The organism is Flavobacterium sp. MK4S-17 (genome assembly GCF_009848495.1).
Classification (GTDB): domain Bacteria; phylum Bacteroidota; class Bacteroidia; order Flavobacteriales; family Flavobacteriaceae; genus Flavobacterium.
The window spans coordinates 145,391-167,584 of record NZ_WWEP01000035.1 but is presented as its reverse complement, the minus strand read 5'-3'; the positions used below and the strand labels follow the sequence as shown (position 1 = coordinate 167,584).

Here is a 22,194-nt window from a genome sequence, read left to right as displayed (position 1 = left end):
CACCTTAATTATAACAATCAAGCATCTGCAGCAAATCATTTGATTCCTCAACAATCCACTCGTTATTTTGGATCAGCGACTCTACAATCGCTTTTTGTTCTGAATTCAGGATATCAGTGCGTGATTTTGAATCCTTCTTCCACAAGCTCTTATGTTCACTATCGATTACGCTTTTAGGCAAGCCATTAGGAGTAAGTAGCTCGATTGATGGAATTTTACCTTTTACCAATGGATAAATTATGCAAAGCCCATCGTAGTCCCAGTCTCCCGAGTAGAATATCGGTAGGCCGCGGGTATCAACATAGTCAAGTTTGCTGACATTTTTTCCTCCGGCATACCAAAGCTCGATACCCTCTCGCCTTGGTTTGTTGGGCTTGGTCAGGAAATCTATATTTTCGCAAAGCACTATAGTACGTGGATTGTGACACTCCAACTTGTATATGTACTGCTGATCCTTTTCGTTGGAAAACTCCTCAATGTCCAGTACATATTTCAATGCATCAATAAGCGCCCCTTTATTAAGCAAATATTTTTCATTCTTAAAGAACATATGGGATACCCCGCGTAATGACTCATCGAAAGAAATGATCTGGTGTCGCAGGTCCTCAAGATTCCCGGCAATCTTCTTATCATAAAGGGACATCAGAATCCTGATATCGCTCTCATCAAAGCGCGTCTGCGGCTTCAGCAAGCCGTGCCCATTAAGAAATGACTCATAAGTCAGGTAATTTTGAAGGTAATCCTTCTTATATATTTCAGAAAAACGAGAAGTAGCACGCATACGGTCAGCTGTCATCTCAACAGCACGCCGCGACTTTTCAAGATATCGTATCTCGCCACTATTACGTAGAGTTTCATTAAGCTTAACTTCTTCCTCACTAAATAGTTTATGCAATGCATTTATTTCAATCCAATTCATTCACTGTCTTTTTTTAGATATTCTACCAAATCAAAGTTCATGCTGTTGGTTTTAAAGAAAGATGATGAAGGATGGTAATTTATATTATCGTCCACTTTACCTTTTATAAGGTGATGTGAGTACCACTCATCCGACAGTCCCAGATTAAGTACATGCGGAGCCATTGTTATTATCTGGTAATCGAATTCCTCCGCAATTTCAGGGAATGTCTTAAAGTTAGTATTATCTAGGCTTCCGAGCTCCTCGAGGATAATAAATCGAAGGCCTTTGCGATGGGTTCGTTTTTTTTGCACCACGGACAATCTCGCAATACCAAGTAATGCAATAGCCGAATAGGATTCTCCGGTGCTACCCGAAGCTTCATTACCATGTTTGTCGGATAGCGTTGCCGAGAGCTCAAAATAAGTCTTTGGATTTAAAAGTTTATCAATGGTCACCTTGTCCTTTAACTTGGATTGGGTTTGAAAGAAATCCTCAAGAAAATCTACAATAGATGAGTTAAATACCAACTCACCACGAATAGCGGCATTTTTGACATCATAGGCCATCTTCCTTACAATGTCGATCGACAGGTTCTTATTTGGGGAAAATTGCAATGCGAACTCAAACTTACCACTGATTTTTCTGTTTAGAAAGAACCCATTGATCCTTTTTATATGATCGTCATAATCATCAAACCTTTCCGTTGTCCTGCTGAAGATCTTCAACATGTTATTCCTAATGCCGTCAGCTATAGCAAACCTGTTATGATTTGCTTCTTCCAGTGCTCTTGCTATATCATCTGTCGATTTGACAAAACTTCCTAGTAAGGCCCGCTCCAGCACAGCATAGGAATAGCTCTGGTCACTAATGGCTGTCTCAACCGCGGGATTCTTATGTTGACTCGTCTCTTCAAATGAATGAACCATTCCCAGAAAGAATTTTTTGTATTCTTCAATTGCTGTAGTTAAAAGATCCTTCGCTACCTCTAAATTAACAGTCGCGGCACCTAGGTCCGGCTTTTCTTCAAAAGCGGCCTCATAGGATCTAAGCAAACTATCAACTGTATTCCTTTCGCTGTCGATCTGTTGGGTTAGATCCTGCATCTGCAGTTCCGTCCGCCCTATTTCCTTTTCCAGGTTCTCAGCCTCGGTTTCCAGATTTCCTGATGCTTTTGCCAGTTTTTTTATTCTATAATTCCAAGTATTGCAGTAGTTGTCAAGCCGAAGTTTTGCCTGCCCAGGTGTCTCTAAAAGCGCTATCAGAGACGATTCAAATGTCCCTAATTCTTCGTCGATTTTTTCTAATTCATCACCTAGCTGCCGTTTCTTATCCTCTACATATCCTGCAAGCACGATAGTCTCACTAATTTTTGTTAGAGCGCTGGCCTCCACGATCTCAATATCAAATTCGAAATCCAGAAGCTTCCTATCATAGTCTTTAGCATCATAGATGTTCTCCAGGGCCTTCAGCTTTTGGCTTATGAGAAAGCTCTCCTTTTCTAGTTTTCCTACCAGTTGTTCAACTGTGGATTGATTGCTGTCTTTTATTGCCAGCAACATTGCGTCCTTATCTTCGGGTATAAATTCATGTAATGGCCCTAGTTTTATCCATAATCCGTTGTGTGTTTTTACCACACTGAATTCACGCATGAACTGTTCAGTATCAAAATAACGTGAGCCTTTTACCGGATCATCTAGTTTAGATATAGCTACAGCCGAAAAATAATATATTGCCTCAAGCTGGGCGGCGCTGACATCAGGAAGATCATTCAGGTACCACTGCAGCAGGCTGTCATCTTTTTTCTGCCTGAGTATTGAAAGGAGATTATCCTTTTCCGATTTTTCTGTTTTTAAACTTCCCAAAAGATCTTCCAAAAGATCTTTCTGTTCTTTCCTTGCCCTAATCAGTTCGTCCATGGTTCCGTATCGCTGCAGGTAATAGGTCGCTTTACCAGTGGCCTGATCAAACTCTTCAACCGTTCTTAAAGAAATATCAATTTTACCGGCATTGTTCCAGGATGGATCAATTGTAAGTACCGGCAATTTTGAAATTCTTTGATAATCTGCCCTGCATTGTTTTGACGTTTTATAAATTGCCAATAACCGGTCAAAAGATTTGGCCTGCTCATTGGCAGTATTATAACGGTCATCAAAATATTTTTCAATCCGGGGCAAACGCCCGAGGTACTCCAGGCACTTATCATATCGTTTCTTGTTATGCCCTAATGATGAGGCCAGGTCAGAATATTGCTTATTGAATTGAGAAAGCGTATGGTTACAATCTTTAATCTCCGCAATCTTATGTGATTTATCGGCCGCTGAGCATGTCTTCTCCAAAGCAGATAAGGATGTCAGCTTTTGCTGTTTTTCTTCTAGACTGGAAATCAGCTTATCAAGGTTCTTGTACTCGGTGATGATTTTCTCGAGTGCCACCTGCTCCTTTTCAAAATTGGCCTTGATATCATCGTCTGTCTCTTCGAACAAGAAGTCTTTGAGAGTCTTAGAAGCTTGCGGCCCACTCAGATTCAACGCTTTTGCTTTAGAAAAAGACTGTATCACCTTTGCGTAAGCTTTAAGATTCTTTTCCTGTGCCAAATTAATGGGAAGGATATAGCGGTCGAAAAGGAATTGATAGTATTCTCTGATTTCATCCTGAGTCCTGAAAAAATTAAGCCGAAGATTGTGCTTGTCATGGACCATATCTGCCAATCCTTGCAAGTCTGGCATCCTGTCGCCATTTGTAAAGTCCTTTGCAAAAAGAAGATTAGCCTTGTCTATCGCATGCCGCTCCAATCCGAGATTAAGATCAGCCTGCTTGGACATTATAAACGGAGTGATACGCTTCCCTTTCTGCGCATTTATCTGTATGCCAAGGGTAATAAATTTATTAGTATCAATCTCAACATTTATGAAACAATAGGCGAATTTTGACTTGTACGGGAGTGAATAGATCTGTCGGTCCTCTTTCTTTATCCCATCCGTACCAAATGCTATCAGCATTGGATCATATACAAAGATCAATTGCAACAAATCGGCAACAATAGATTTGCCAACACCATTAGAGCCGACAAAATCGGTCCGCTTGGGATGGAACAAATAATCGTGTACATAATGTTTAAGTACGCCAACTGTAGATAATGAATATATTACCGGATATTTCATATCTCTCTCTGGTTTATGAATCGTTCACTGAAAACCTCAAAATCATTAAGCTCTTCCTGGTATAATTTTTCCAGCCTGTGGATTGCGGGACGAATTTCAAAGGAGAAATTCCTACCATTATCATTATGGATATTGATCCAGCCGAGCTTACTAAAAGTGATCAGGGCCTTAAGGAATCTTTTTTGAACAAGGCTCCACTCTTTTTCATCGTAAGAAGCACGTATTTCCCCAAAAAGGATCTGCTTGTATTGTTTTTCATGATCGCTCTCCAGTATTTGGATCATTAAATCGTTCCAGGTAACGATTTTCTCCCTCTCAAAATATTTCTGGTAATACATATCCAAAAGCAATAATCCCACAAGAGTCTGCAATGGGGTTATTTCCCGTTGCCTCAAAGGGCCGCTTAGTTTTCCTTTTCCCGAATCCCCAAAGTCGAGGTAAAAGTAACTATGCCCATCAAATATGTCGGGCACAAGATTAAGGTCGTAAAGTTTGAGATAGTAGTTTTTCCATTGCTCAATATAGTCCGTCAGCAAAGAATGAAAGACATAATCACGCTGATCGATATGCTTGCCCGAGAGCAACAGATAATTTATTTCCGCAAAATGTTTTTCAATACGCTCCAATTGGAGAAACTGATAGTCATTTATTTCCTGATGTCCATCTTCCATAATGCAATATTGTGTGATTTAATCTTCCTTAATTCTGTATCGATATCAATATAAATTTCCCTTTCCTGAGATGCCATAGCTACTACCTCACCGACGATCTGATAGGCTACATCAAAAGTTTCCTCACCAAGGATTTCCTCAAAGAAATCGTTCACTGCTATTTTTCCGGTCCGCATCAGAAGATCTTTAGCCCTGAATATCCACTTTTCCATTATTTCCTGGCGCCTTACATCTTCAAAGATAGTAGCCTTCATTTCTTGCTCGTATTCATCGTCTTTTTCAATTTCCACGATTCGGCTGCTTCTGTCGTTATCAAAGTCAAAATGCTTCGGGTATACGATCTTAGTGCTTTCATCAACATAACTTTTTGTTGGAAATCCATTTTGAAATACGATGCCTTCTTTGGAAAAATCAGCATTGGTAAGCGCTAGCTTATAAAGCATCCTGATCTTAAGCCTGAAATTTGCCCGCGCAGAGAACTGTTCCTGCAGCTCCGTAAGCTTTTCACTCGCATGGTTTATTTGTTTTCGGATAAGGCTCACCTTTTTATCCACTGAAGAAAAAAAAGTTCGCAAGTCCTTGTAAATGTCCTGCGCCCTTTCCCAATCGGCTACATTGCTATCTATTGATGTCCTAGTGTAAAAGTGATCGACCAACTGTCTTAAATTCATCAAGAACTGGTCTTTTGAAATTGTAGCTGCTGTAATATCTTCCGCACGTTCACCGAATGTTTCGAATACAGCTGCAAATTCTTTAACTGTCGCTACAGCATCTGATTCTTCAAACCGCAATAGATCGTTAAGCTTCTTATAAGCCTCCCCCAGCTCTTCTTCAAGGGCTTCCAAATGGTCGACAATAATCTTTTTTGAGCCTTGGACAAAAATCCTGCCGAAGCGGCGCTCCAGTTCTTCTACGGTTTCAATAGAATCCGCCTCCAAAGTGAAGGCTTCCTCCATGCTTGCCCGAAGCGCATGGGTCTTAAAGGGATTGTTGAGTTTTGCATACATAAGCTCGACAACCGAAAAAGCATAATCCGTCAGATAATATTTCCACGGCTCTTCCGGGTCGTTTCTTATAAAATAATAAAAAAGATTATCCTTGATAGTACTCCATTGCCGCAAAGGCTGCTCATAGTCAAAGCTAATCTGTTTTAGGATCTGGCCTATTTCGGTATGCGTAAAATAGTCCGATATCTCACCGGATTTAATTCGTTCGTATAGCCCTATGACCAAATATCCCCCATCGAATTTGGGAGGCAAGAGCAGATCGTAATTACTATAAAGAGAATTGAATGACACTGTTGGTAATTCTTGTTAATTTAATAAATACTACTAAGGTAACGATTTCGGTAATCAAAACACAAACAGGACAGCCTTGAACCTTAAAATACCCAGCGATGGGTATAGAAATAATCAGAAGTAAAACTAAAAATAGCTAAATTATCTGCCGACAATTATTAAATAGTGAATCAGAACTTTTCCCAAGATAAACCGGTAAAAGGCAGCTAATGTATTGCGGGCAAAGCCAGTGGTAAAAGCAAAAGACTACGGCATAATGGCTTTGCTCGCACACTCACAAACCCACCCCCTGGGACTTATTCCGTTTCCTTTTGTTTTCCCGCTTTACCCGCACTGTTTATCTGCTTTCTTTTTCCGGTTTTCTTTTGGGAAAAAGTTATGCGGAGCGCAAGCGAGGCAGGACTGCCACGAATGAGGATTGGAAGAAGATACAAAACGATTGTATCATTTAAAAAGGACGATTATGACAATTATCGGAAGAGTGACAAGGGATGCCGAGGTGCGCAACCTGTCAAACAACAAAAGTGTAGTGAGTTTCTCAATAGCCGTGAACCACGACTACAAAGCGAAAAACGGGGAGCGTGTAACCCAAACGGAATTTTTTGACTGTGCCTATTGGTTTTCTACAGGCATAGCGCAGTACCTGACCAAGGGCAGCCTTGTAGAACTTGCAGGGCGTGTGTCTGCCCGTGCGTGGATGGGCAACGATGGGCAGCCTAAAGCGGGGCTGAACTTCAACACCACCGACATTAAACTGCATGGGGGCAGCAACAAAACTGAAATGCAGGCAGGACAGCCACAAACTGAAAAACAGGCACAGCCTGTAAATCAGACCGCAGCAAACGCAGCACCCGTGTACGAAGCCGAAGTAGTACCCAATGGTACAGCCCCTGACGATGACCTCCCATTCTAAAACCGTTTAACCTTTAAATTGTAACATCATGGCACATAATATAAATTTCAATGAAGCAACAGGGCAACACGCATTTATGAGCGTGAAACAACCCGCATGGCACGGATTGGGGCAGATTGTAGAAAACTACCCGACAAGCCGTGAAGCGATAGCCTTTGCAGGCTTGGATTACGAAGTAACTAAAGCCCCGATATTCGCCAAAGGCGCAGGTGATTTCGACACCTACCCCGTACCTGACCAGTTCGCCACAATGCGCACCGACACCAAAGTCGTGTTTGGCGTGGTAGGCAAGGATTACCAAATCGTGCAGAATAGTGATGCGTTTGCTTTCTTCGATGGCATTGTAGGCGGTGCAGACGGCATATTGTATGAGACCGCAGGTGCACTCGGCAACGGGGAACGCATTTTTATAACCGCCAAGCTGCCCGGCTACATTCGTGTAGGCAGCGGGGACGATGTAACCCAAAAGTATATTTTCCTGACGACCTCGCACGATGGCAGCGGAAGCATTACCGCAGCCTTTACGCCTGTGCGTATCGTGTGCCAAAATACGCTTAACGCTGCGCTTCGCAATGCGACCAATGTAGTACGCATACGCCATACCGCAGGGGCTAAAGAACGTTTGGAACAGACGCACAAAGTGATGGGCGTTGCCGATACCCTGTCGTTACGATTAGAGGGCATCTTTAACCAGTGGGCAAACGTACGTATTGAAGATAAAGAGGTAAAGCAACTGATACAGTTGGCACTCTGCCCGAATAAAGAAACCTACAACCTTTTAAGGAAAGGGGCTACCGAGGAACTTTCGACCATGTACAAAAATGCCTGTGATGCTGCCTTTGAGTATGCAATGGCAGACGACACGCAAACGATGGCTACCACCAAAGGCACTTTGTTTGGTGCCTACAATGCCGTTAAGGGCTACTACCAAAATGTGCGCAGCTTTAAGACGGGCGAGGACAAACTAAAAAGCATCTGTTTGGGCGGTACAGCGCAGGCACGGGGACAGAAAGCCTTTAATCTGTGCGGGGACTTTGCCGAAAACGGGGCTGTTGCCCTGCAATTCAATTGATAGTTAACCGCTGCACCGCTTAGCGGTGCAGCATAAAATTTTATTGTTATGACCCTATTAGCACAAACCACAGAACGCAAGGCAGTAACCACCCTAAAAAAAGTACTGCCGATTATGGAAAGGCTCGACAGCGTGGCAATGACGGCATCCGATGCCTATGATATTGCAACCGCCCTGAACCTGATTAGGCGCGTTATTGAAAGTAACCCCGAACCGAAACGTAAACCCAAAAAATAAAACGTTATGCCCGTTACCAATTTTTTCGCCCATATCGCAGCCATCCCCTTTGAGGGCTGCCTGAACATTACCGTCAGAAAGGACGGGGAACAACTGACCACCTCCGTACTGCTCCAAAATGACGGTTGCGGGGATGCCGCCAAAAACCATATACCGCCCCTGATACTTAAAGGCAGCGCAAAGGAATTGTGTGAGGGCTTTTTTGATGCCATTAGCACACCGCTAACTGAAACCTCTAAACTGCTTGTGAATATGGAGCAGTTTCTTAAAGGGCAGGAAACCGCCAAAAAAAATGCAGCGATGGAGAAAAAGAAAACCGAAAAAGCTGACAAAGTTGATAAATCGGACAAGCCCACCACGCCCGAAGAAATCAAAGCAATGAAATACAGGGGCGTTATGGCGGAAGTCGATAAACTTGAAGCAGCAGGCAAATGCAAAGAAGCATGGGTAAAAGTACCGCAGGCTTCCGAATTTCCAGACAAAGCCGAGGAAATCCGCAACCGCAGGGCGAGCCTTTCGGCTCAATTCAGCCCCGACCTGTTTGGCGCAGGACAGCCTGCTACCGATATAACAAATGTTGAACCTAAAACCGAACAAGATGCTACAGACGACACTATTACCGAGGGTATTCCTCATGAAAGACAAGGGGAATGAGGTTGCACTTACCGACCCCGACCCGAAATGGAGCGTGGAAGCTGTGATGAATTTCTATGCGAACACGTACCCGACACTAACGACTGCCAAGACAGTCGGCCCCGAAATTACAAACGATACCGTACAGTACCGTTTTGAAACCACAATGGGGACGAAAGGATAATTGTAAAATGTAATGTTATGGATTATGCAACAATTAATAGCGGGGCAGTTACGGCTGCCCCAAAACAAAAGGCAAAAACTGCTCCACAAAAACACAGCCGAGTTCCTGATGGGCTTGCAGCGCAGGAAAGACGCCGCCGAAGTGCTTGCCGACCGCCCGAGGTCAGCCCCTGCGAGGCTGCTGCCTATGGTTTTCTGAAAACCCGTATTTTGCCCCACTACATGGGGCAGGCAATCGCAGGCGGTAATGAAAGAGAGGATTTTTACCGCAGTTTTAAACTGCTGTGCGAACATTATGGCATACATCCTGTCGACACCAAAGGGTATGCCTATCCCTACGGCAGGGAGGTTGCCCTGCACGAAGCGGGCAGGCTGCTCAACCAAAAATATCCACAACATATTGGTTTGGAACTCTTGGAGCATAACGGCAGCTTTGTAATTCAGGCAACAGAAACCTGCTACACAGGCAACACGCTGTTTTATATCCCTGTACTGCCCCTGCATCACATGATGCAGGATAAGAAACACCGATGAGCAGCCCGATTGCTGTTGTGTGTTTTCAGTTACCTGTACCACACCGCACGCATACCTTATTATACAGAAGATAGCTTCCTGTACTGGCAGTATGAAATGGTATCGGAATGGGTAACAGGTGACCCCGATGACTGGGAACAGATAGATTATTACGACTATGTAAGCCAGTTACGGGGTGCCCTGCATTACGGGGAAACGATGTTGCGCAGGCTCTGGAATACGGTACACCTTGACCATTTCGGGGAATGGCTCAACAGGTTTACGCCCTGTGATGATTTGGACATGGAATGCCACGCCATAGCCCAGAAACTTTACGCCCTGTGGCAGCATTATCCTGAAACCTCAATTTATACGCATGCTGACACAAGCTGCCTGCCTGATTTTGAAGAGGACGGATATGATGATTACGAATGTATTACAATGGAAAAATACATCGGTTTTGTCGCCTGTACTGATGGGTGGCTGTATGAAAACGTACAACAGTCGGTTAACGCCTACTTTAATGAAAGCGTGTCAAAACAGGAGCCTGTCCTGAAACGCTATTTTGACGGGCAACCGCAGGACACAGACAACCTTGATTTTGAATGCCGCCTGTTCCCGCTTTTAAATGAATTGTGCTACCTCTTAAACAACTATGATTATGGCAACGAACGTACAACTTTACCAGCCTAAAGCCGCCCTTGTGGTATTTACCGTAAGTGGTTTTACCGCCCCATATATTGAGTATTACGATATGGACGAAGCGGGCTGCCCTGTAAACCCGCACCCGCTTACGGTCAGGGAAGCCCAAAGCCTTGCCAAAGCCCTTGATACCCGTGAGCAGGCAGGAAAGGCATTCCTGCGCCCCGAGGGCATACTGCCTGATAATGTGCTGCACCTTGACCCCTCTGCTAACGGCGGTGTAATATGGTATACCAAAGCCCAACGCCAAAAGCTGTACTTTGCCGAAAGCCTGGGATTGCAAAACGGCACGGTTGCCCTGCCTGCCCTTGTTTGGAAAGCCACTAAAAAGGAACTGCAACTCTTTGCTCTCAAAGGCAAAAGCAAACCCAAAGCGGAAACCCCGCTATACCATGCCCCGTTTTTTAACCTGTACCAAAAAGGCTATGTCTGTATGGGAACGGTAAATGTTGCCATTAAATCCGCTGCCAGTTTGGAGGAATTTATTAGCGCATGGCACGCCTATTTTTTCAGGAGTTATTTTTCCCACCACATTAACGAGCATAACCCTGTAGCAGTTAACCTCTTTAACCTTTACAAGAAACTGATGGCATACCCTGAAAAAAAATTTCCGACTGATACCCTACGACCTACACCGTTAACCCTTAAAAACCTTTTGTAATGGAAACGAGATTAAAAGCCCACTTTATAGCCCCTGAACTATTAAACCCTACCAACCCGATAAGCGTGTGCCTTGTCGGGGCAGGCGGTACAGGCTCGCAGGTGCTGACGGGCTTGGCACGGATGTCGCACAGCTTGCAACAGTTGGGACACGCAGGTTTTCAGGTCAGCCTGTGGGATGATGATGTAATTACCGACGCCAACCGTGGCAGGCAGTTGTTTGCCGAGTGCGAGGTCGGCTTATCCAAAGCAGCCGCCCTGATTACCCGTACAAACCGCTTTTTCGGCACAGCATGGAAAGCCATTGAAAAACCTTTTACTGTTGATACGGCAACAGGCAGGAATGCCATCTATATATCCTGTGTGGACAGCGCAGCAGCCCGTTTCGGGATAGCCAAAGTATTAAATGATTTGGATTTAAGCTCCCACCGAGCCGATACGCCCCGCTATTGGATGGATTTTGGCAACAGCAAAGACACAGGGCAGGTTGTTCTCTCAACCATTGGCAACATCAAACAACCTTCATCGGATAAGTTCGTGCCTGTGGGCAGCCTGCCACAGGTTACGGCAGAATATGCCGAACTGCTCAGGCAGGGTGACAGCGAGGACCTGCCAAGCTGTTCCCTTGCCGAAGCACTCGAAAAACAGGATTTGTTTATCAACTCCGTACTGGCGCAGATGGGGTGCAGCCTTTTGTGGCAGCTTTTCAGGCAGGGGTTTACCCTTGAGAGGGGGTTCTTCCTGAATTTAGCAAATTTTCGCAGCCAACCGTTAGCGGTTGGCTGATTAGCCCGCACTCCGGCGCAAAAAGGCAATCCCTCCCTTGTGATCGGGAACGCCTTTTTGCGTTTTAAAGCGGATGCGACCGTCCGGCAACAGCATCGGGATAACCCTCCTGCATTTGCCGCTCGGGCGCGTTTTCTTTTGCCGCTGCTCCACCACCGGGTTTACCTACACTACTTTTCATATAATTAAAACTAAGAAAAAGAGTTGTGAACGTCTGCAATTGGCTGCTAATTGCCAAATAGTGTACTGTTTCTGCTTATAAAGTATTGCTCTGTACCCTATACATTTGAAGGTATAACCATTAAAAAAATTTAGTATGGCTACACCAATTAATTTTAGGGGATTGAACCATTACGCAACCGGTAATGCAACCCTTCGAAGTGAAAAAGACGGGATGATCCTGGAAGGCTTTAAAAATTCCTTTGACGGGATTACCATTGAGACCAATGGTGCAAAAAAATGGGAACTCACCTTTAATCCGGTGGAGATTAAAAAAGACGATGTCTTTGGCATTTCCTACAATGTCCTGGATGGTTTAAAGAGGGTTAAAACCGTCGCACAATACGCTATAACCTACAGCCCTGATGGTAAATATGCCTATCTGGCGGTTAATAGCCGCCTGGAGGGAGACAAGATTGAACTGGTAGGTATGAAAGATGGCAAAGAAGTAATGAAGGAAGTATATGACAAACCCGAAGATTTGGACTGCAACTGGATAGTTGTGGCTATCTTAGTACTGGCAGCAGTTTCGGTTGTGGCATCCAACGTGGATTATGAAAATGAAAGGACGGTAGTAACCCATCCTAACGGCACGAAGACAGTGACGGTCAGGACCAAGAAATCATTTGGGGGTGGCGGCGTAGTGCAGCCCGTAGCCAAAGCAGCAGGTACCAACCCGGAGCCCGGAAAAGAGGAATTTCCCTTTGATCATCTCTATATAACGTCCGAGAGGTGCTACACTGAAGATTCGGTGGAAGAGTTGGATGGTAATATTTCACAGGTTATATTTACACCTAAAGTCTCAGAACAAATTTTTATTACCGATGAAGTATACACGATGTAACTCACAATTTTACAGCTTACGAATTTTACCGCTGACTGCAGCCCTTGTAATTGTAACAGGGCTGTGGGGTTGCGGGCAAAAGAACACTACCCTCGAAGAGGGTAATTCTATTTATACAGATGGCAGGCAGTGGACGTACAATGTCACTTTTAGCGATTCCTCGGGTACTGTCCTGAGCAACTGCACACTAAAATTATCGGTCGGAGCTTCCAGTGTATCTTCGGTATTGGCCGGACAGAAAGGGATTACGTATACCTACAGCAACTGCGATTCCGCCCAATCATTCGAAGAAACCACCGGTGTGGACGAAAGTGCGGAAGGAATATTTTTACATCCCCCCAGGCTGGGAGCTTTTGCCTTTACCGAGGTAGTGCCGTTCCCCAGGATTACTTATCCTGCGGAACTGATCACGTCGTCCGAGGTGGAACTGACGATCCGGAAATCTGCTTTTAAACTGGCTGAGAATAAAACTTTTCAGCATATTATTGAAAGGACTGTAACCGATACCCTTGAATTTAAAGATGCCAGGATCCCGTGCTATGTGATAGAGGGGCGAAATACCAACTATACAAAAGAGATCGGGCAGTATAAATGCAAATATTGGTTCAGCCCGAAATATGGCTTTGTCCGTCTGCTTTATTATAAACCCGATTTTTCTACCGTAGATTTACTTTTGGCAGATACTAATTTCTAGTATAAATAACAGTCGTGTGGTAGATCAAATACGATAGGCATTCCTGCAGATGTGCTTGAAAAAATAGTACGGCATTACATTAAAAAGGTTTCGCAGCGTTGCTCAGGGATCACAGTCGGACACCCTGCGCCTGCTTTGACTCTATTTAGCAAAAATTAAAACACTTAAGTTGTTTTCTTTATAATGTTTTTAATATTTTACTTGCCTTGTAAAATATAATCTACACTGTTGATTGCAAGCCTACTTCGTTTTTAGTTTTTCAATAATTTTTAAAAGAGCCGCCCTGTTTTTAGATTCGTGGTAAAACTTGGGCAGTTTTTCCAAAAGTGTAAAATGCGAACGGTCTTTGTGTTCACGCAATTTGGCGCCGATGTATTGTTCTAAATACAACAAATGGGCTTCGTTGTAAGCAAAAAAGAAGTCGTTTTTAAAAGGGGCACAATACCAGGTTTCCAAATCAAAATAAGCACTAGCATCTGCTTTGTAATTGGCGGTATAGCCCAAATGGGTTAACAAAGTGTCTTTTACATCATGAAAACCACAGTGCGTGCAAGTTAACTTGGCTTTCTTTTCTTCATAGTTTACGGTTGTGAGTGCTTTTTTATTACATTTTGGGCAGGCCACAGCTACTTCCTCTTGGAAGTCTTTCAATCGGTAATTTTGGTCTTGGAAGCGGTTTTGCATTTCTTAATGTATTTTTTTCAAACGCTCATCTTCCGCTAATTTACAATAATGGTAAATATCATCAACCAATCTGGGTATCCGGATGTTTAAAAATTCCAGATCTTCTTGATTGGCTGGCCCTTGATCAGGATTGGCATTTAAGTCGGAATTGTACAAGGCTAGCGTCTGTAAAATGAGTTTGAATTGCCTGTTTATTTCTTTGAAATGCCAATTGTCTTCATGGAGGACGGTTTTGAGCCAAACAGGAAATTGTTTTTCATATGTTTTCCCCTTCTCTAGGAGTTGTGTAACATCTGTTAGTTGCTGTGCTCCATTCCATTTTTTTAAATTTACAGTACTTCTGATGTCCAGTAAGAAGTTTTTTACTTGATACAGACTATCTATGTCGCTTTTATTTTGGGAGTATGAAGTACTAAATAGGAAAACCATCAAAAAAAGCGTAATATTTTGTTTCATTATTATTCCCTATTGATTTTAAATTCATCTGTATTTAAATCAAATTCAAAAATCATTAGTTTTTGGCTATTATCATTTGGGTCAGGCATCGGAAGAACGTGAAAATAATGTTTCACTTTGTGATTATTATTATTAGCAGAAACTACTACCGGATTATCAAAATAATTTATAAAATTGGTTTCTTCATATCCTAAACCATCAAGGTAGTTTAGTGTCTGTTCTAAAAGAGTTTCCGAAAATTTTAATACAATTTGTTCGGTAATGCAAACAAACTCATTTGAAGCATTTTTTTTAAACTCATAAATCTTAGTTTCCTGATTGGTTTTATAAACTATTGTAACGGAACTTTTTTCTTCATCATTTTTGTTGTAGTTGATATTGAGTTTGCCCAATTCTTCTTCAACTTGCTTCAATGAAGAACCTAACAGGTCTTGAGCGACAAGATTGCCAGCTGTAAAAATAAAAAAGACTACTGCTAGGGTTTTAAGTTGATGGATTGTTTTCATTTTGATGTTTATTACTATTAATGATTTATATTTGATGACGGTTTTATTCTCTTTTAAATTAGTCATACCAATACCCTTTTTCTATTTTATAACCTGCTTTTTTAAAAGCTTTTACCAAATCATCGGCTAAATATTCGTTGTCTCTGAGAGAAATAAAATGCGTTCGAAACAAGTCTGTTTTTCTACTGGTTTTTATGGAATTACTCTCTTCAAAATATTCTTGTCGGATGATTTGGACTTTATCAGGTGCGGTCTCAAAGAAGATTCCGATGTCTTTGGCTACGGCTGAGATATCTTTTAGCGCTACAATTTGCTGGTCTGTGTAATAACCTTTTTCATAGGCAAAGTGGTGTTTGGTAGTATAATATAGAGTGTCGTTTTTGATGATAAAAGGTTCGGTAACTACTAAGCTATCGATATCCATTGTAGACATTCCTATTTTATTTCCTGCACTATCAATTTCTGTGTACACCATTTTCCGTGCTTCGATTTCTTGTTGCAGGGTTTTTTGCAGGATTTTGGTAATGGCTGCGGTTTGGGCGGAAATATTATTGGCTAGGACTGTAGCCAATAGTATTAATATGAATTTTGATTCTTTCATTTTTATAAAAAATCAAATAAACCAAGCAGCAATTAGTATGTAATCAAATCTTTGGCTAGTAGGTCCAGGAATGGGACACCCTAAACCAACTACTTGACCCGGAAAAGTATTGAAAATACGGCTTTCGGTTCTAGGTCTATTATTATACATCCATCTTACTTCTATTGTTACACCAATTTTTTTGTCGTTACTTTTGTTTCTGAGGTTCAAATATGGAACTCCAAAAGTTCCGCAAGGATTACCAGCAATAATTTCAATGTAGTTTCTTGCCTCTTCAAATGTTCCATTTCCTTCTACAAATGAATTTCTTGTGCTATTTTCAACTTCTGTAAAATCGGGCAGTTCTTTTTCTATATTTTCCATAATTGATTTATTTAATTCCCAAAAGGGTCATTTTTTGCTTGTTCTTCTTTTTCCAATTTGCTTAAATGGTTTAGTGCTTTTACCAGCCTTTCACGAACGCCTTCTTGATTTAAATAAGGAAACAAAACATAACTTACAGATTGTGTAGTGCCAAAACTGCTAAAACCTTCTTTATTACAGTTGCTGTCAATGTATCCCGTTCTTAAAACACTATTGCTGGGAAACTTGATATACAATACACCAACTGGAGAGTTAGTAGAAATACCATTCCAATCGGTAATACTTTCCATTTTTGCCCAATTTACTTCGCTAAATCGATAACCCTCTGTACAATAGCCTTCTGTTAATGCTCGTCTACTAAATCGAATATTATAAGTATCAAACTCAAAATAGCCGTCTTGGAATGCAATTTTATAAACTACACCATCATTAAATTTCAGTTCAAAATCATAAGTATCAGAAAATAATTTTTCAATATAATTATAAGTAGTTTTTTTATCAGGTTGTGTTTGAGCGTAACTATTGCTTACAAATATTAGTGTAAGTACAATAAAAATTGTGTTTAATTTTTTCATAATTTACTTTTATTAATTTCCAAAAGGGTCTTCTTTTTTTAGGAGTTCTATCAAATGGGTAAAGGCTTTTTTGAAATTTTCTACTTTTCCACTAACTACATACAAATTGAAAATATCAGTAAATTCTTCATCATTTTCATAATTTTTATTAAAATGGTGATAAAAGGTTTTTTTAACTTCTTTTGCTTTAGCTTTATTGTGAAAAGAAATACCGAATTGTACTAAACCGCCTGAAATTGAAATTTCCTCAAGTATAAATGCTTCCGACAAGGGCATTTCGAATACAGATACAGTCTCGTCAATATCTTGATTAATTCCACCAACTACTTCATTAACTCGGGTCTTTGTGACAACCAAATCCAAATTAAATTTTTGGTCTAAAACCAACAAGTTGCTTTTATCTCCATTTCCATTTGACAAACTGAGTATGTTTTGAATATACTTTACAGTTTCTTCTTTTGTTTGAGCCAAAGTACTATTGCCAGCACACACCAATGCAAGGAATAGGAATACTGTTTTTAGTTTTTTCATGTGTTAAAAAGTTTGTTTATTCTCTTTTGCCCCGCTCAATTTTGCAAGGTGCATGATGGCTTTAATAACACGTTTGGCGTTTTCTTCGTTACGATAGAAAAATAGAAAGCCGCCCTTATCCACAGGTTCCTCAATTGCTCCTTTTTTCCCACTTTTAAATATGGTCTTATTTTTTTTCGTTCTTATTTCAAAATATTTAATTTTAGAACATTCAAATTTTTTACTGATTAGAGCTTCAGGTTTTTCAAATAAAATATCTTTTAAGTTTACTTTGTATGTATGATGCAAACAGTCAGATTCAAACACCCAAACGGATAAAGTGTCATTAACTATTTTATAGCTTAAGCCAGTATCACCAGCAATATCTAATCCATTGGTTTCAAGCCACTCAATCGTCTCTTCTTTAGTTTGTCCAAAGCTATTCCCAGCGCACACCAATGCTAGGATTAGAAATAGTGTTTTTAGTGTTTTCATGTTTTAAAAAATTGTTACATCAATTACTCTGATCGTGTCCAGATAGCTGTATTTTTCTTTGAGTGCTGCAATGGCTTTCCTTCTCTCCGCATTTGCTGTGGTATAATCGACGCCCTTTGCCCCACGTTCTACAATTTGGTAGATGTAGTCTTTTAATCCATCGCCATCAGGTCCGGTAGTATATGTAATAAAACTATTATTGCAGTTAAGTTTTATGCCTTTGCTTTGTACCGCTGACTTAGCTTTCTGTTCAAACAGTTCTACGGTTTCTCCACCTACATTGCTCGAAAATTCAGCTTTTGCAGTAGCAATATTAAAAACCCAGGAAGCCATAATAATATAACTTCCATCTTCAGCCGCACAATGGTGTATGGCAAAAGCATAATTTTCTTGTGCTTTTACCTGATTAAACGCCATTGCTGTAAAGCATAGAACAAGTAAGGCAATTGATTTTTTAAGATTTGTTTTCATTGTTTCTGTTTTTTAGTAATTAAAAGTTATTGCTTCGTGTAAGTTGTACCGTTAGCACTAAAAGATTTTTTATCGTCAGCCATCACGATGTTTACTTTACCGTCTTCTTTTCTGTAGTTGCTTTGGGGCATGTGCATATAATTGATGCCTTGCCACTGGTTGCCTTCTTTGTGTTTAAGGTTTCTGAATTTAAAAGCAACCATTCGTGCACTTTGTGGCCAGCCACTGTTGCCAACATCAATAACCAATGCATCGCTACCTTCCACAAAGGTTGATGTTCCTTTGATATCTAAGACCATTCCGTCACTACGCTTCCATTTTCCATCTAAATCGCTTGCTCTAAATGTTTGCGCGCCCGCCGCACCACTTACAAACATCCCTACGAATAGGAATAAAATTTGAATTGTTTTCATTGGTTATCTATTCAAATGTTTATTTAATTTCAATAGCTTCTGATTCTTTAAATCCTTTAAAATTGCAGTGATCATCATAGGGTTTGTTCACTCTTTTTGTGTCAACACAACCACTTAAAAACTCGAGCTGCTGTCTTATTTCTCCATTGGATATCACTTTCTGCATAGGATAATTTTTGTCATGATCCCAGTAAGAGATTATTCCATTAGATTCAGCTTTATTTACAGTATAAAATTCAGTAGGAATGGTGTATTCTCCCGTAAATTCTTTTGGCATTTTAAAATGTAAATCGGTTGATTTTCCTGTTTTTGTATCGGTATCGTATTCATAAATAGGCAAATAAATGACATAACCGTAGCACAATTCATGGGTGCAATAGCCGCTGCCTTCTTTGTTAAGTCGTAAGTGAATTTTGTAGAATACTTTGTTGCCTTCAACTTTTGTTTTTTCTAACCGAAATTGTACAGGTTTATCTCCTCTAAGGTATAGCCATTCGCTGAAGTTGTTTTGCGCACTCACGGCACCGCTTACTAACATTCCTACAAAAAGGAATAAAATTTTGATTGTTTTCACGATTTAGAATATTAAAAAGTTACTTGATTAGATCGCTGATTGCATTCATTCATGAGTTCAACTTTCCACTGATAATTAAAGGGTGCCCAATGTTGTAGGAAAGACTCATACGGCCCTAAACCATCAATACAGTATCTTCCAGGGTTACCATTTGAATTCAAAGTTATTTCAATAACACCTTCGTTTACAGTTCCTGACTTTAAGGCGACATCATACGTGTTAGAAGCAATACTCCACCCTGGCTGGCCGGGTCCATTAAAATATAATCTTACCGGATAACAAAGTCCCGTTGGCTCACAGTAACCACTTCCTCCGTACGGAAGAATTCCAGTTCCATCTGCTGTAAATGAAATTAAAATAGAAATTAAATCTGAAGAATTACATTCCCAATTTACGGCTGTAATTACAGGGGCTGACATAGTAGTACACGGATCTTCTTCACTTACCTCAATTGGAAAACTCCCTGAAAAACTGCTAAAATCATCGTTATAGGTATAGTTTAATGTACTGCTTATGGAGCTAACGTTAGGGTTATCGGTAACTTTAACTTTTAAATTAAGTTGACCGGTACTTGACAAAGTCGCCGTTTCTAAAGATAGGTTTGGATGATTTACAGAAAAGGTAAAATTTTGCATCAATTGGGCATTAGCCTCAAATAGATCCAAAGCAGCATCATTAGGTACATCAATTGTGTTTATTGGGCTTAAGCTGGACAAAAAGATGTTATTATTTAACCAATAGATAGCGGTATTTAACTTGTTAATGAATGTATTTAATTTGTTTTTAGCAGTAAAATACGTTTGCACAAATTCTTTTTGCACATTACCATCGGCATTGGTAAAGCTCCTTGCATTTACTGCAAATGGTAGCGTTTTTGCCTGGTTGTCTGTTAATGATAACGTAGCGTTTGTTGTATTAGCCGTTCGGTTGTTAGAGCCAAAAGTATCATCTAATTTTATTTGTACAACTCTAAAGACGTCATCTATTATTTGTTTATGGAAATTACTAGCTTTATAAATACCAGCTAAGGCCACTGCAGTTGAAATACTGGTCTCAATAGGTTCATAAGGAGGTGTAGCAGCAAGTGTGCCCGCAATTACTGTCACTACAACGGCTAACTTGTGTCGCAAAATCAGAGAACGATACAATTGAAAATCAAAATCGGCCTGGGTGTCGTTCGCATTCCTGCCTTGTACATTATCGTAATTAGTATTATATACCGCATCAAAAACGGCTTTATTTGTCTTATAAAATTTAGCCGCTTTAATACGGTCTTCGTCCGATAGAGTAGCAAAATACTGGGTAAAAGCATTGTGGTTTTGCAAAAAAGATGCGTCTTCAGGAGCATCGGTTAGCGTAGCACCATATTGGGCTTGAAAGTCGATAAGTGGTTGCAGGGTAGCAGCAGGAGATTGGGTCAAAGTAGCCTCAACAACTTCATAGGTAACTTTTGTATTGTTCAAAGAAGGAATAATCAATTGCGTTTGACCCAGTGGAGTGGTTTCTTTCACATAAAAGAGTAATTTGTTTTCTTCTATTTTTGATAACGTTATGGGTTCATTATTGAAGGTTCCTGTATAGGTGTCGTTTGGTAAAGTATTACTGCCAAAATCGACGGTTACCAGTTGGTAGTGTGAAATTTGTCCACCATTAATATCAGTAAGTGCTGTCTCAGTTTCTTCTTTGGAACAGGAGATTACCAACATTACTATCAAAAAGACTAAAAATTTTACTGTTCTCATAAATGTTTGTGTTTATTTACTTATCTAAATGCTTTACTGATGTAATTACCATAATTCAGGTTATAAGCTTTGTGAGATTATCGGTAACTAATCATATCACAACAATAAGTTGTTATTTTATAATCAAAATTATAATAATCTGAAAAAACTGACAATCCCTAATGGTAGTGATTTTCTTGTTTTTTGTATTTTTGAAATTTGCTAACGACTTATATCTGGTTAATATGGAAATCGTTAAGTTTAACGAGATGAAAAAAACGTGGCATCAGATTGCACGTCATCAGGATGGAAGTATTCCTCCCTCTTTTGAATTGGAGATTTACAAAAAGATGTTGGATATTTTTCACGTTGGTAGTTACTATTACTACATTGTAAATATTGCCCAGGTGCAAATGGAATTTGTTAGTGATAAAATAGTTCCGATCATTGGAATTACTCCCGAAGAGTTTACAGTAGAATACCTTTTTGAGAATATGCACCCCGAAGACAAGCCCCGGTTTGCAGATTATGAGCGAAAAGTAGCAGAATTTTTTAATCAGCTTCCACCTGAAAAAGTGTTAAAATATAAAGTAAGCTATGATTACCGATTGCGTTGTGCAGATGGTTCTTACAAATGGATATTAATGCAAACTACAACCATACAAACCAATGAAGAAGGTGCTGTTATCCGGGTTTTGGGTGTGCAAACCGATATCACACATCTTAAAACTGACAATAAAGGTTCCGGTCTTTCATTTTTAGGATTGGATGGAGAACCGTCTTATTATAACGTCCCTATTAATTCTACCACCCTATTGCCAGGGAAAGCGTTATTTTCTGACAGGGAAAAAGAAGTGTTACGGCTCGTGCTTTCTGGTAAGAGCACATCTGAAATAGCTGAAATCTTATCGCTCTCCGTACATACCATAAATTCGCATCGCAAGCATATCTTCTTTAAATCAGGTTGCTCTTCGTTAGCCGAGCTTGGATCCAAATCCGTTAAAGAGGGATGGATATAGAATCTATTGATAAAATTGACATTAAGAGAACTTATATTAGAAATGCAGCTTTCCCTACCATATACTTACTTAATCTGAAGGCTTTGTAAAGCATTATTAATTATAATGTGTCATTTGTTAAAGTAATTCTCGATCTGCTCAAACTCTATGAATGCGATCAATTCAGCCATACATTGATTTTTAAATCCTCTAAAGCATGTAAATTTTGAAAGGGGGATTTCCGTCAATTGCCTCACGGTATAGATCTCTACATTGGAAAAAAAATTCAGCATTCTCTTACTGAAACGAAAGTCACTTTCTGAAAGCTGCATCTGTAGTT

The 22,194-nt window shown here is 40.5% G+C and carries 29 protein-coding genes; 12 read left to right on the top strand and 17 right to left on the bottom strand.

Annotated elements, in window-relative coordinates:
• Nucleotides 1-4: 4 nt before the first annotated feature.
• From GSF09_RS12215 to GSF09_RS12195, 5 genes are all read right to left on the bottom strand, one after another.
• A complete protein-coding gene (locus GSF09_RS12215; protein ID WP_159801825.1) occupies nucleotides 5-919 on the bottom strand; it encodes a hypothetical protein in 915 nt (304 codons plus the stop codon).
• Entirely contained in the window at nucleotides 916-4,062 is a 3,147-nt protein-coding gene (locus tag GSF09_RS12210; protein ID WP_159801823.1) for a hypothetical protein, read from the bottom strand. The genes GSF09_RS12215 and GSF09_RS12210 overlap by 4 nt, the downstream gene beginning before the upstream one ends.
• A complete protein-coding gene (locus GSF09_RS12205; protein ID WP_159801821.1) occupies nucleotides 4,059-4,733 on the bottom strand; it encodes a chromosome partition protein MukE in 675 nt (224 codons plus the stop codon). The genes GSF09_RS12210 and GSF09_RS12205 overlap by 4 nt, the downstream gene beginning before the upstream one ends.
• Nucleotides 4,709-6,031 carry a hypothetical protein gene (locus GSF09_RS12200; RefSeq protein ID WP_159801819.1) on the bottom strand — a complete coding sequence of 441 codons (1,323 nt, stop codon included), beginning with the start codon at nucleotides 6,029-6,031 and terminating at the stop codon, nucleotides 4,709-4,711. The genes GSF09_RS12205 and GSF09_RS12200 overlap by 25 nt, the downstream gene beginning before the upstream one ends.
• Before the next feature lie 296 nt (nucleotides 6,032-6,327).
• Nucleotides 6,328-6,465 carry a hypothetical protein gene (locus GSF09_RS12195; protein WP_159801816.1) on the bottom strand — a complete coding sequence of 46 codons (138 nt, stop codon included), beginning with the start codon at nucleotides 6,463-6,465 and terminating at the stop codon, nucleotides 6,328-6,330.
• Between the two features lie 29 nt (nucleotides 6,466-6,494).
• Between GSF09_RS12195 and GSF09_RS12190 the strand changes: the two genes are divergently transcribed.
• The 11 genes from GSF09_RS12190 to GSF09_RS12140 all read left to right on the top strand — a co-directional run bounded on the left by GSF09_RS12190 (nucleotide 6,495) and on the right by GSF09_RS12140 (nucleotide 13,487).
• A complete protein-coding gene (locus tag GSF09_RS12190; protein WP_159801814.1) occupies nucleotides 6,495-6,944 on the top strand; it encodes a single-stranded DNA-binding protein in 450 nt (149 codons plus the stop codon).
• 28 nt (nucleotides 6,945-6,972) lie between these two features.
• A complete protein-coding gene (locus tag GSF09_RS12185) occupies nucleotides 6,973-8,016 on the top strand; it encodes a DUF932 domain-containing protein (protein ID WP_159801811.1) in 1,044 nt (347 codons plus the stop codon).
• A 48-nt stretch (nucleotides 8,017-8,064) separates the two neighbouring features.
• Nucleotides 8,065-8,253 carry a hypothetical protein gene (locus tag GSF09_RS12180; RefSeq protein ID WP_159801809.1) on the top strand — a complete coding sequence of 63 codons (189 nt, stop codon included), beginning with the start codon at nucleotides 8,065-8,067 and terminating at the stop codon, nucleotides 8,251-8,253.
• 6 nt (nucleotides 8,254-8,259) lie between these two features.
• Nucleotides 8,260-8,907: a prtrc system protein e gene (locus GSF09_RS12175; protein ID WP_201309357.1), complete on the top strand. Its 648-nt coding sequence runs from the start codon at nucleotides 8,260-8,262 to the stop codon at nucleotides 8,905-8,907.
• Nucleotides 8,852-9,070 (top strand): PRTRC system protein C, encoded by a 219-nt coding sequence (locus GSF09_RS12170; protein ID WP_159801807.1) that lies wholly within the window; start codon nucleotides 8,852-8,854, stop codon nucleotides 9,068-9,070. The genes GSF09_RS12175 and GSF09_RS12170 overlap by 56 nt, the downstream gene beginning before the upstream one ends.
• Nucleotides 9,071-9,087: 17 nt before the next feature.
• Nucleotides 9,088-9,603, top strand: a complete 516-nt coding sequence (locus tag GSF09_RS12165; protein WP_159801804.1) for a hypothetical protein — start codon at nucleotides 9,088-9,090, stop codon at nucleotides 9,601-9,603.
• Nucleotides 9,604-9,618: 15 nt separating this feature from the next.
• Nucleotides 9,619-10,275 (top strand): hypothetical protein, encoded by a 657-nt coding sequence (locus tag GSF09_RS12160; RefSeq protein WP_159801801.1) that lies wholly within the window; start codon nucleotides 9,619-9,621, stop codon nucleotides 10,273-10,275.
• Nucleotides 10,244-10,945, top strand: a complete 702-nt coding sequence (locus GSF09_RS12155; protein WP_236564884.1) for a PRTRC system protein B — start codon at nucleotides 10,244-10,246, stop codon at nucleotides 10,943-10,945. Before GSF09_RS12160 ends, GSF09_RS12155 begins: the two co-directional genes overlap by 32 nt.
• Nucleotides 10,945-11,730 (top strand): PRTRC system ThiF family protein, encoded by a 786-nt coding sequence (locus tag GSF09_RS12150; protein WP_159801796.1) that lies wholly within the window; start codon nucleotides 10,945-10,947, stop codon nucleotides 11,728-11,730. Before GSF09_RS12155 ends, GSF09_RS12150 begins: the two co-directional genes overlap by 1 nt.
• A 316-nt stretch (nucleotides 11,731-12,046) precedes the next feature.
• Nucleotides 12,047-12,793 (top strand): hypothetical protein, encoded by a 747-nt coding sequence (locus GSF09_RS12145; protein ID WP_159801794.1) that lies wholly within the window; start codon nucleotides 12,047-12,049, stop codon nucleotides 12,791-12,793.
• Nucleotides 12,774-13,487, top strand: coding sequence for a hypothetical protein (locus GSF09_RS12140; protein WP_159801792.1), 714 nt, complete (start codon nucleotides 12,774-12,776; stop codon nucleotides 13,485-13,487). The genes GSF09_RS12145 and GSF09_RS12140 overlap by 20 nt, the downstream gene beginning before the upstream one ends.
• 240 nt (nucleotides 13,488-13,727) lie before the next feature.
• Here the strand turns inward: GSF09_RS12140 and GSF09_RS12135 are convergent, their stop codons facing one another.
• From GSF09_RS12135 to GSF09_RS12080, 12 genes are read right to left on the bottom strand one after another with little or no spacing between them, the layout of a single operon-like run.
• Nucleotides 13,728-14,138: a hypothetical protein gene (locus GSF09_RS12135; RefSeq protein WP_236564883.1), complete on the bottom strand. Its 411-nt coding sequence runs from the start codon at nucleotides 14,136-14,138 to the stop codon at nucleotides 13,728-13,730.
• 36 nt (nucleotides 14,139-14,174) lie between these two features.
• The gene (locus tag GSF09_RS12130) at nucleotides 14,175-14,627 is read right to left on the bottom strand and encodes a hypothetical protein (protein ID WP_159801788.1); all 453 of its coding nucleotides are present in this window, start codon (nucleotides 14,625-14,627) and stop codon (nucleotides 14,175-14,177) included.
• A gap of 2 nt (nucleotides 14,628-14,629) precedes the next feature.
• Nucleotides 14,630-15,199 (bottom strand): hypothetical protein, encoded by a 570-nt coding sequence (locus tag GSF09_RS12125; protein ID WP_159801786.1) that lies wholly within the window; start codon nucleotides 15,197-15,199, stop codon nucleotides 14,630-14,632.
• Nucleotides 15,192-15,734 carry a hypothetical protein gene (locus GSF09_RS12120; RefSeq protein WP_159801784.1) on the bottom strand — a complete coding sequence of 181 codons (543 nt, stop codon included), beginning with the start codon at nucleotides 15,732-15,734 and terminating at the stop codon, nucleotides 15,192-15,194. The genes GSF09_RS12125 and GSF09_RS12120 overlap by 8 nt, the downstream gene beginning before the upstream one ends.
• A gap of 12 nt (nucleotides 15,735-15,746) precedes the next feature.
• Nucleotides 15,747-16,097, bottom strand: coding sequence for a hypothetical protein (locus tag GSF09_RS12115; RefSeq protein ID WP_159801782.1), 351 nt, complete (start codon nucleotides 16,095-16,097; stop codon nucleotides 15,747-15,749).
• A gap of 11 nt (nucleotides 16,098-16,108) precedes the next feature.
• Complete coding sequence (locus GSF09_RS12110) at nucleotides 16,109-16,672, bottom strand: hypothetical protein (RefSeq protein ID WP_159801780.1); 564 nt, start codon at nucleotides 16,670-16,672, stop codon at nucleotides 16,109-16,111.
• A gap of 12 nt (nucleotides 16,673-16,684) precedes the next feature.
• Nucleotides 16,685-17,203 carry a hypothetical protein gene (locus GSF09_RS12105; RefSeq protein WP_159801778.1) on the bottom strand — a complete coding sequence of 173 codons (519 nt, stop codon included), beginning with the start codon at nucleotides 17,201-17,203 and terminating at the stop codon, nucleotides 16,685-16,687.
• Between the two features lie 3 nt (nucleotides 17,204-17,206).
• Nucleotides 17,207-17,677: a hypothetical protein gene (locus GSF09_RS12100; protein WP_159801776.1), complete on the bottom strand. Its 471-nt coding sequence runs from the start codon at nucleotides 17,675-17,677 to the stop codon at nucleotides 17,207-17,209.
• Between the two features lie 3 nt (nucleotides 17,678-17,680).
• A complete protein-coding gene (locus tag GSF09_RS12095; protein ID WP_159801774.1) occupies nucleotides 17,681-18,148 on the bottom strand; it encodes a hypothetical protein in 468 nt (155 codons plus the stop codon).
• Between the two features lie 26 nt (nucleotides 18,149-18,174).
• Complete coding sequence (locus GSF09_RS12090) at nucleotides 18,175-18,561, bottom strand: hypothetical protein (protein WP_159801772.1); 387 nt, start codon at nucleotides 18,559-18,561, stop codon at nucleotides 18,175-18,177.
• A 19-nt stretch (nucleotides 18,562-18,580) separates the two neighbouring features.
• Nucleotides 18,581-19,135 carry a hypothetical protein gene (locus tag GSF09_RS12085; protein WP_159801770.1) on the bottom strand — a complete coding sequence of 185 codons (555 nt, stop codon included), beginning with the start codon at nucleotides 19,133-19,135 and terminating at the stop codon, nucleotides 18,581-18,583.
• An 11-nt stretch (nucleotides 19,136-19,146) separates the two neighbouring features.
• On the bottom strand, nucleotides 19,147-20,877 hold the full coding sequence (locus tag GSF09_RS12080; protein ID WP_159801769.1) for a hypothetical protein: 1,731 nt from the start codon (nucleotides 20,875-20,877) through the stop codon (nucleotides 19,147-19,149).
• 161 nt (nucleotides 20,878-21,038) lie between these two features.
• Here GSF09_RS12080 and GSF09_RS12075 point away from each other — a divergent pair, with 161 nt between their 5' ends.
• On the top strand, nucleotides 21,039-21,875 hold the full coding sequence (locus GSF09_RS12075) for a LuxR C-terminal-related transcriptional regulator (protein WP_159801767.1): 837 nt from the start codon (nucleotides 21,039-21,041) through the stop codon (nucleotides 21,873-21,875).
• Nucleotides 21,876-22,194 lie beyond the last annotated feature (319 nt).

Coding starts and splice junctions, on each gene's coding strand:
- GSF09_RS12215 (WP_159801825.1), bottom strand. CDS start 919: ATGAATTGGATTGAAATAAATGCATTGCATAAACTATTTAGTGAGGAA.
- GSF09_RS12210 (WP_159801823.1), bottom strand. CDS start 4,062: ATGAAATATCCGGTAATATATTCATTATCTACAGTTGGCGTACTTAAA.
- GSF09_RS12205 (WP_159801821.1), bottom strand. CDS start 4,733: ATGGAAGATGGACATCAGGAAATAAATGACTATCAGTTTCTCCAATTG.
- GSF09_RS12190 (WP_159801814.1), top strand. CDS start 6,495: ATGACAATTATCGGAAGAGTGACAAGGGATGCCGAGGTGCGCAACCTG.
- GSF09_RS12185 (WP_159801811.1), top strand. CDS start 6,973: ATGGCACATAATATAAATTTCAATGAAGCAACAGGGCAACACGCATTT.
- GSF09_RS12180 (WP_159801809.1), top strand. CDS start 8,065: ATGACCCTATTAGCACAAACCACAGAACGCAAGGCAGTAACCACCCTA.
- GSF09_RS12175 (WP_201309357.1), top strand. CDS start 8,260: ATGCCCGTTACCAATTTTTTCGCCCATATCGCAGCCATCCCCTTTGAG.
- GSF09_RS12170 (WP_159801807.1), top strand. CDS start 8,852: ATGCTACAGACGACACTATTACCGAGGGTATTCCTCATGAAAGACAAG.
- GSF09_RS12165 (WP_159801804.1), top strand. CDS start 9,088: ATGGATTATGCAACAATTAATAGCGGGGCAGTTACGGCTGCCCCAAAA.
- GSF09_RS12155 (WP_236564884.1), top strand. CDS start 10,244: ATGGCAACGAACGTACAACTTTACCAGCCTAAAGCCGCCCTTGTGGTA.
- GSF09_RS12150 (WP_159801796.1), top strand. CDS start 10,945: ATGGAAACGAGATTAAAAGCCCACTTTATAGCCCCTGAACTATTAAAC.
- GSF09_RS12145 (WP_159801794.1), top strand. CDS start 12,047: ATGGCTACACCAATTAATTTTAGGGGATTGAACCATTACGCAACCGGT.
- GSF09_RS12140 (WP_159801792.1), top strand. CDS start 12,774: ATGAAGTATACACGATGTAACTCACAATTTTACAGCTTACGAATTTTA.
- GSF09_RS12130 (WP_159801788.1), bottom strand. CDS start 14,627: ATGAAACAAAATATTACGCTTTTTTTGATGGTTTTCCTATTTAGTACT.
- GSF09_RS12125 (WP_159801786.1), bottom strand. CDS start 15,199: ATGACTAATTTAAAAGAGAATAAAACCGTCATCAAATATAAATCATTA.
- GSF09_RS12120 (WP_159801784.1), bottom strand. CDS start 15,734: ATGAAAGAATCAAAATTCATATTAATACTATTGGCTACAGTCCTAGCC.
- GSF09_RS12115 (WP_159801782.1), bottom strand. CDS start 16,097: ATGGAAAATATAGAAAAAGAACTGCCCGATTTTACAGAAGTTGAAAAT.
- GSF09_RS12110 (WP_159801780.1), bottom strand. CDS start 16,672: ATGAAAAAATTAAACACAATTTTTATTGTACTTACACTAATATTTGTA.
- GSF09_RS12105 (WP_159801778.1), bottom strand. CDS start 17,203: ATGAAAAAACTAAAAACAGTATTCCTATTCCTTGCATTGGTGTGTGCT.
- GSF09_RS12100 (WP_159801776.1), bottom strand. CDS start 17,677: ATGAAAACACTAAAAACACTATTTCTAATCCTAGCATTGGTGTGCGCT.
- GSF09_RS12095 (WP_159801774.1), bottom strand. CDS start 18,148: ATGAAAACAAATCTTAAAAAATCAATTGCCTTACTTGTTCTATGCTTT.
- GSF09_RS12090 (WP_159801772.1), bottom strand. CDS start 18,561: ATGAAAACAATTCAAATTTTATTCCTATTCGTAGGGATGTTTGTAAGT.
- GSF09_RS12080 (WP_159801769.1), bottom strand. CDS start 20,877: ATGAGAACAGTAAAATTTTTAGTCTTTTTGATAGTAATGTTGGTAATC.
- GSF09_RS12075 (WP_159801767.1), top strand. CDS start 21,039: ATGGTAGTGATTTTCTTGTTTTTTGTATTTTTGAAATTTGCTAACGAC.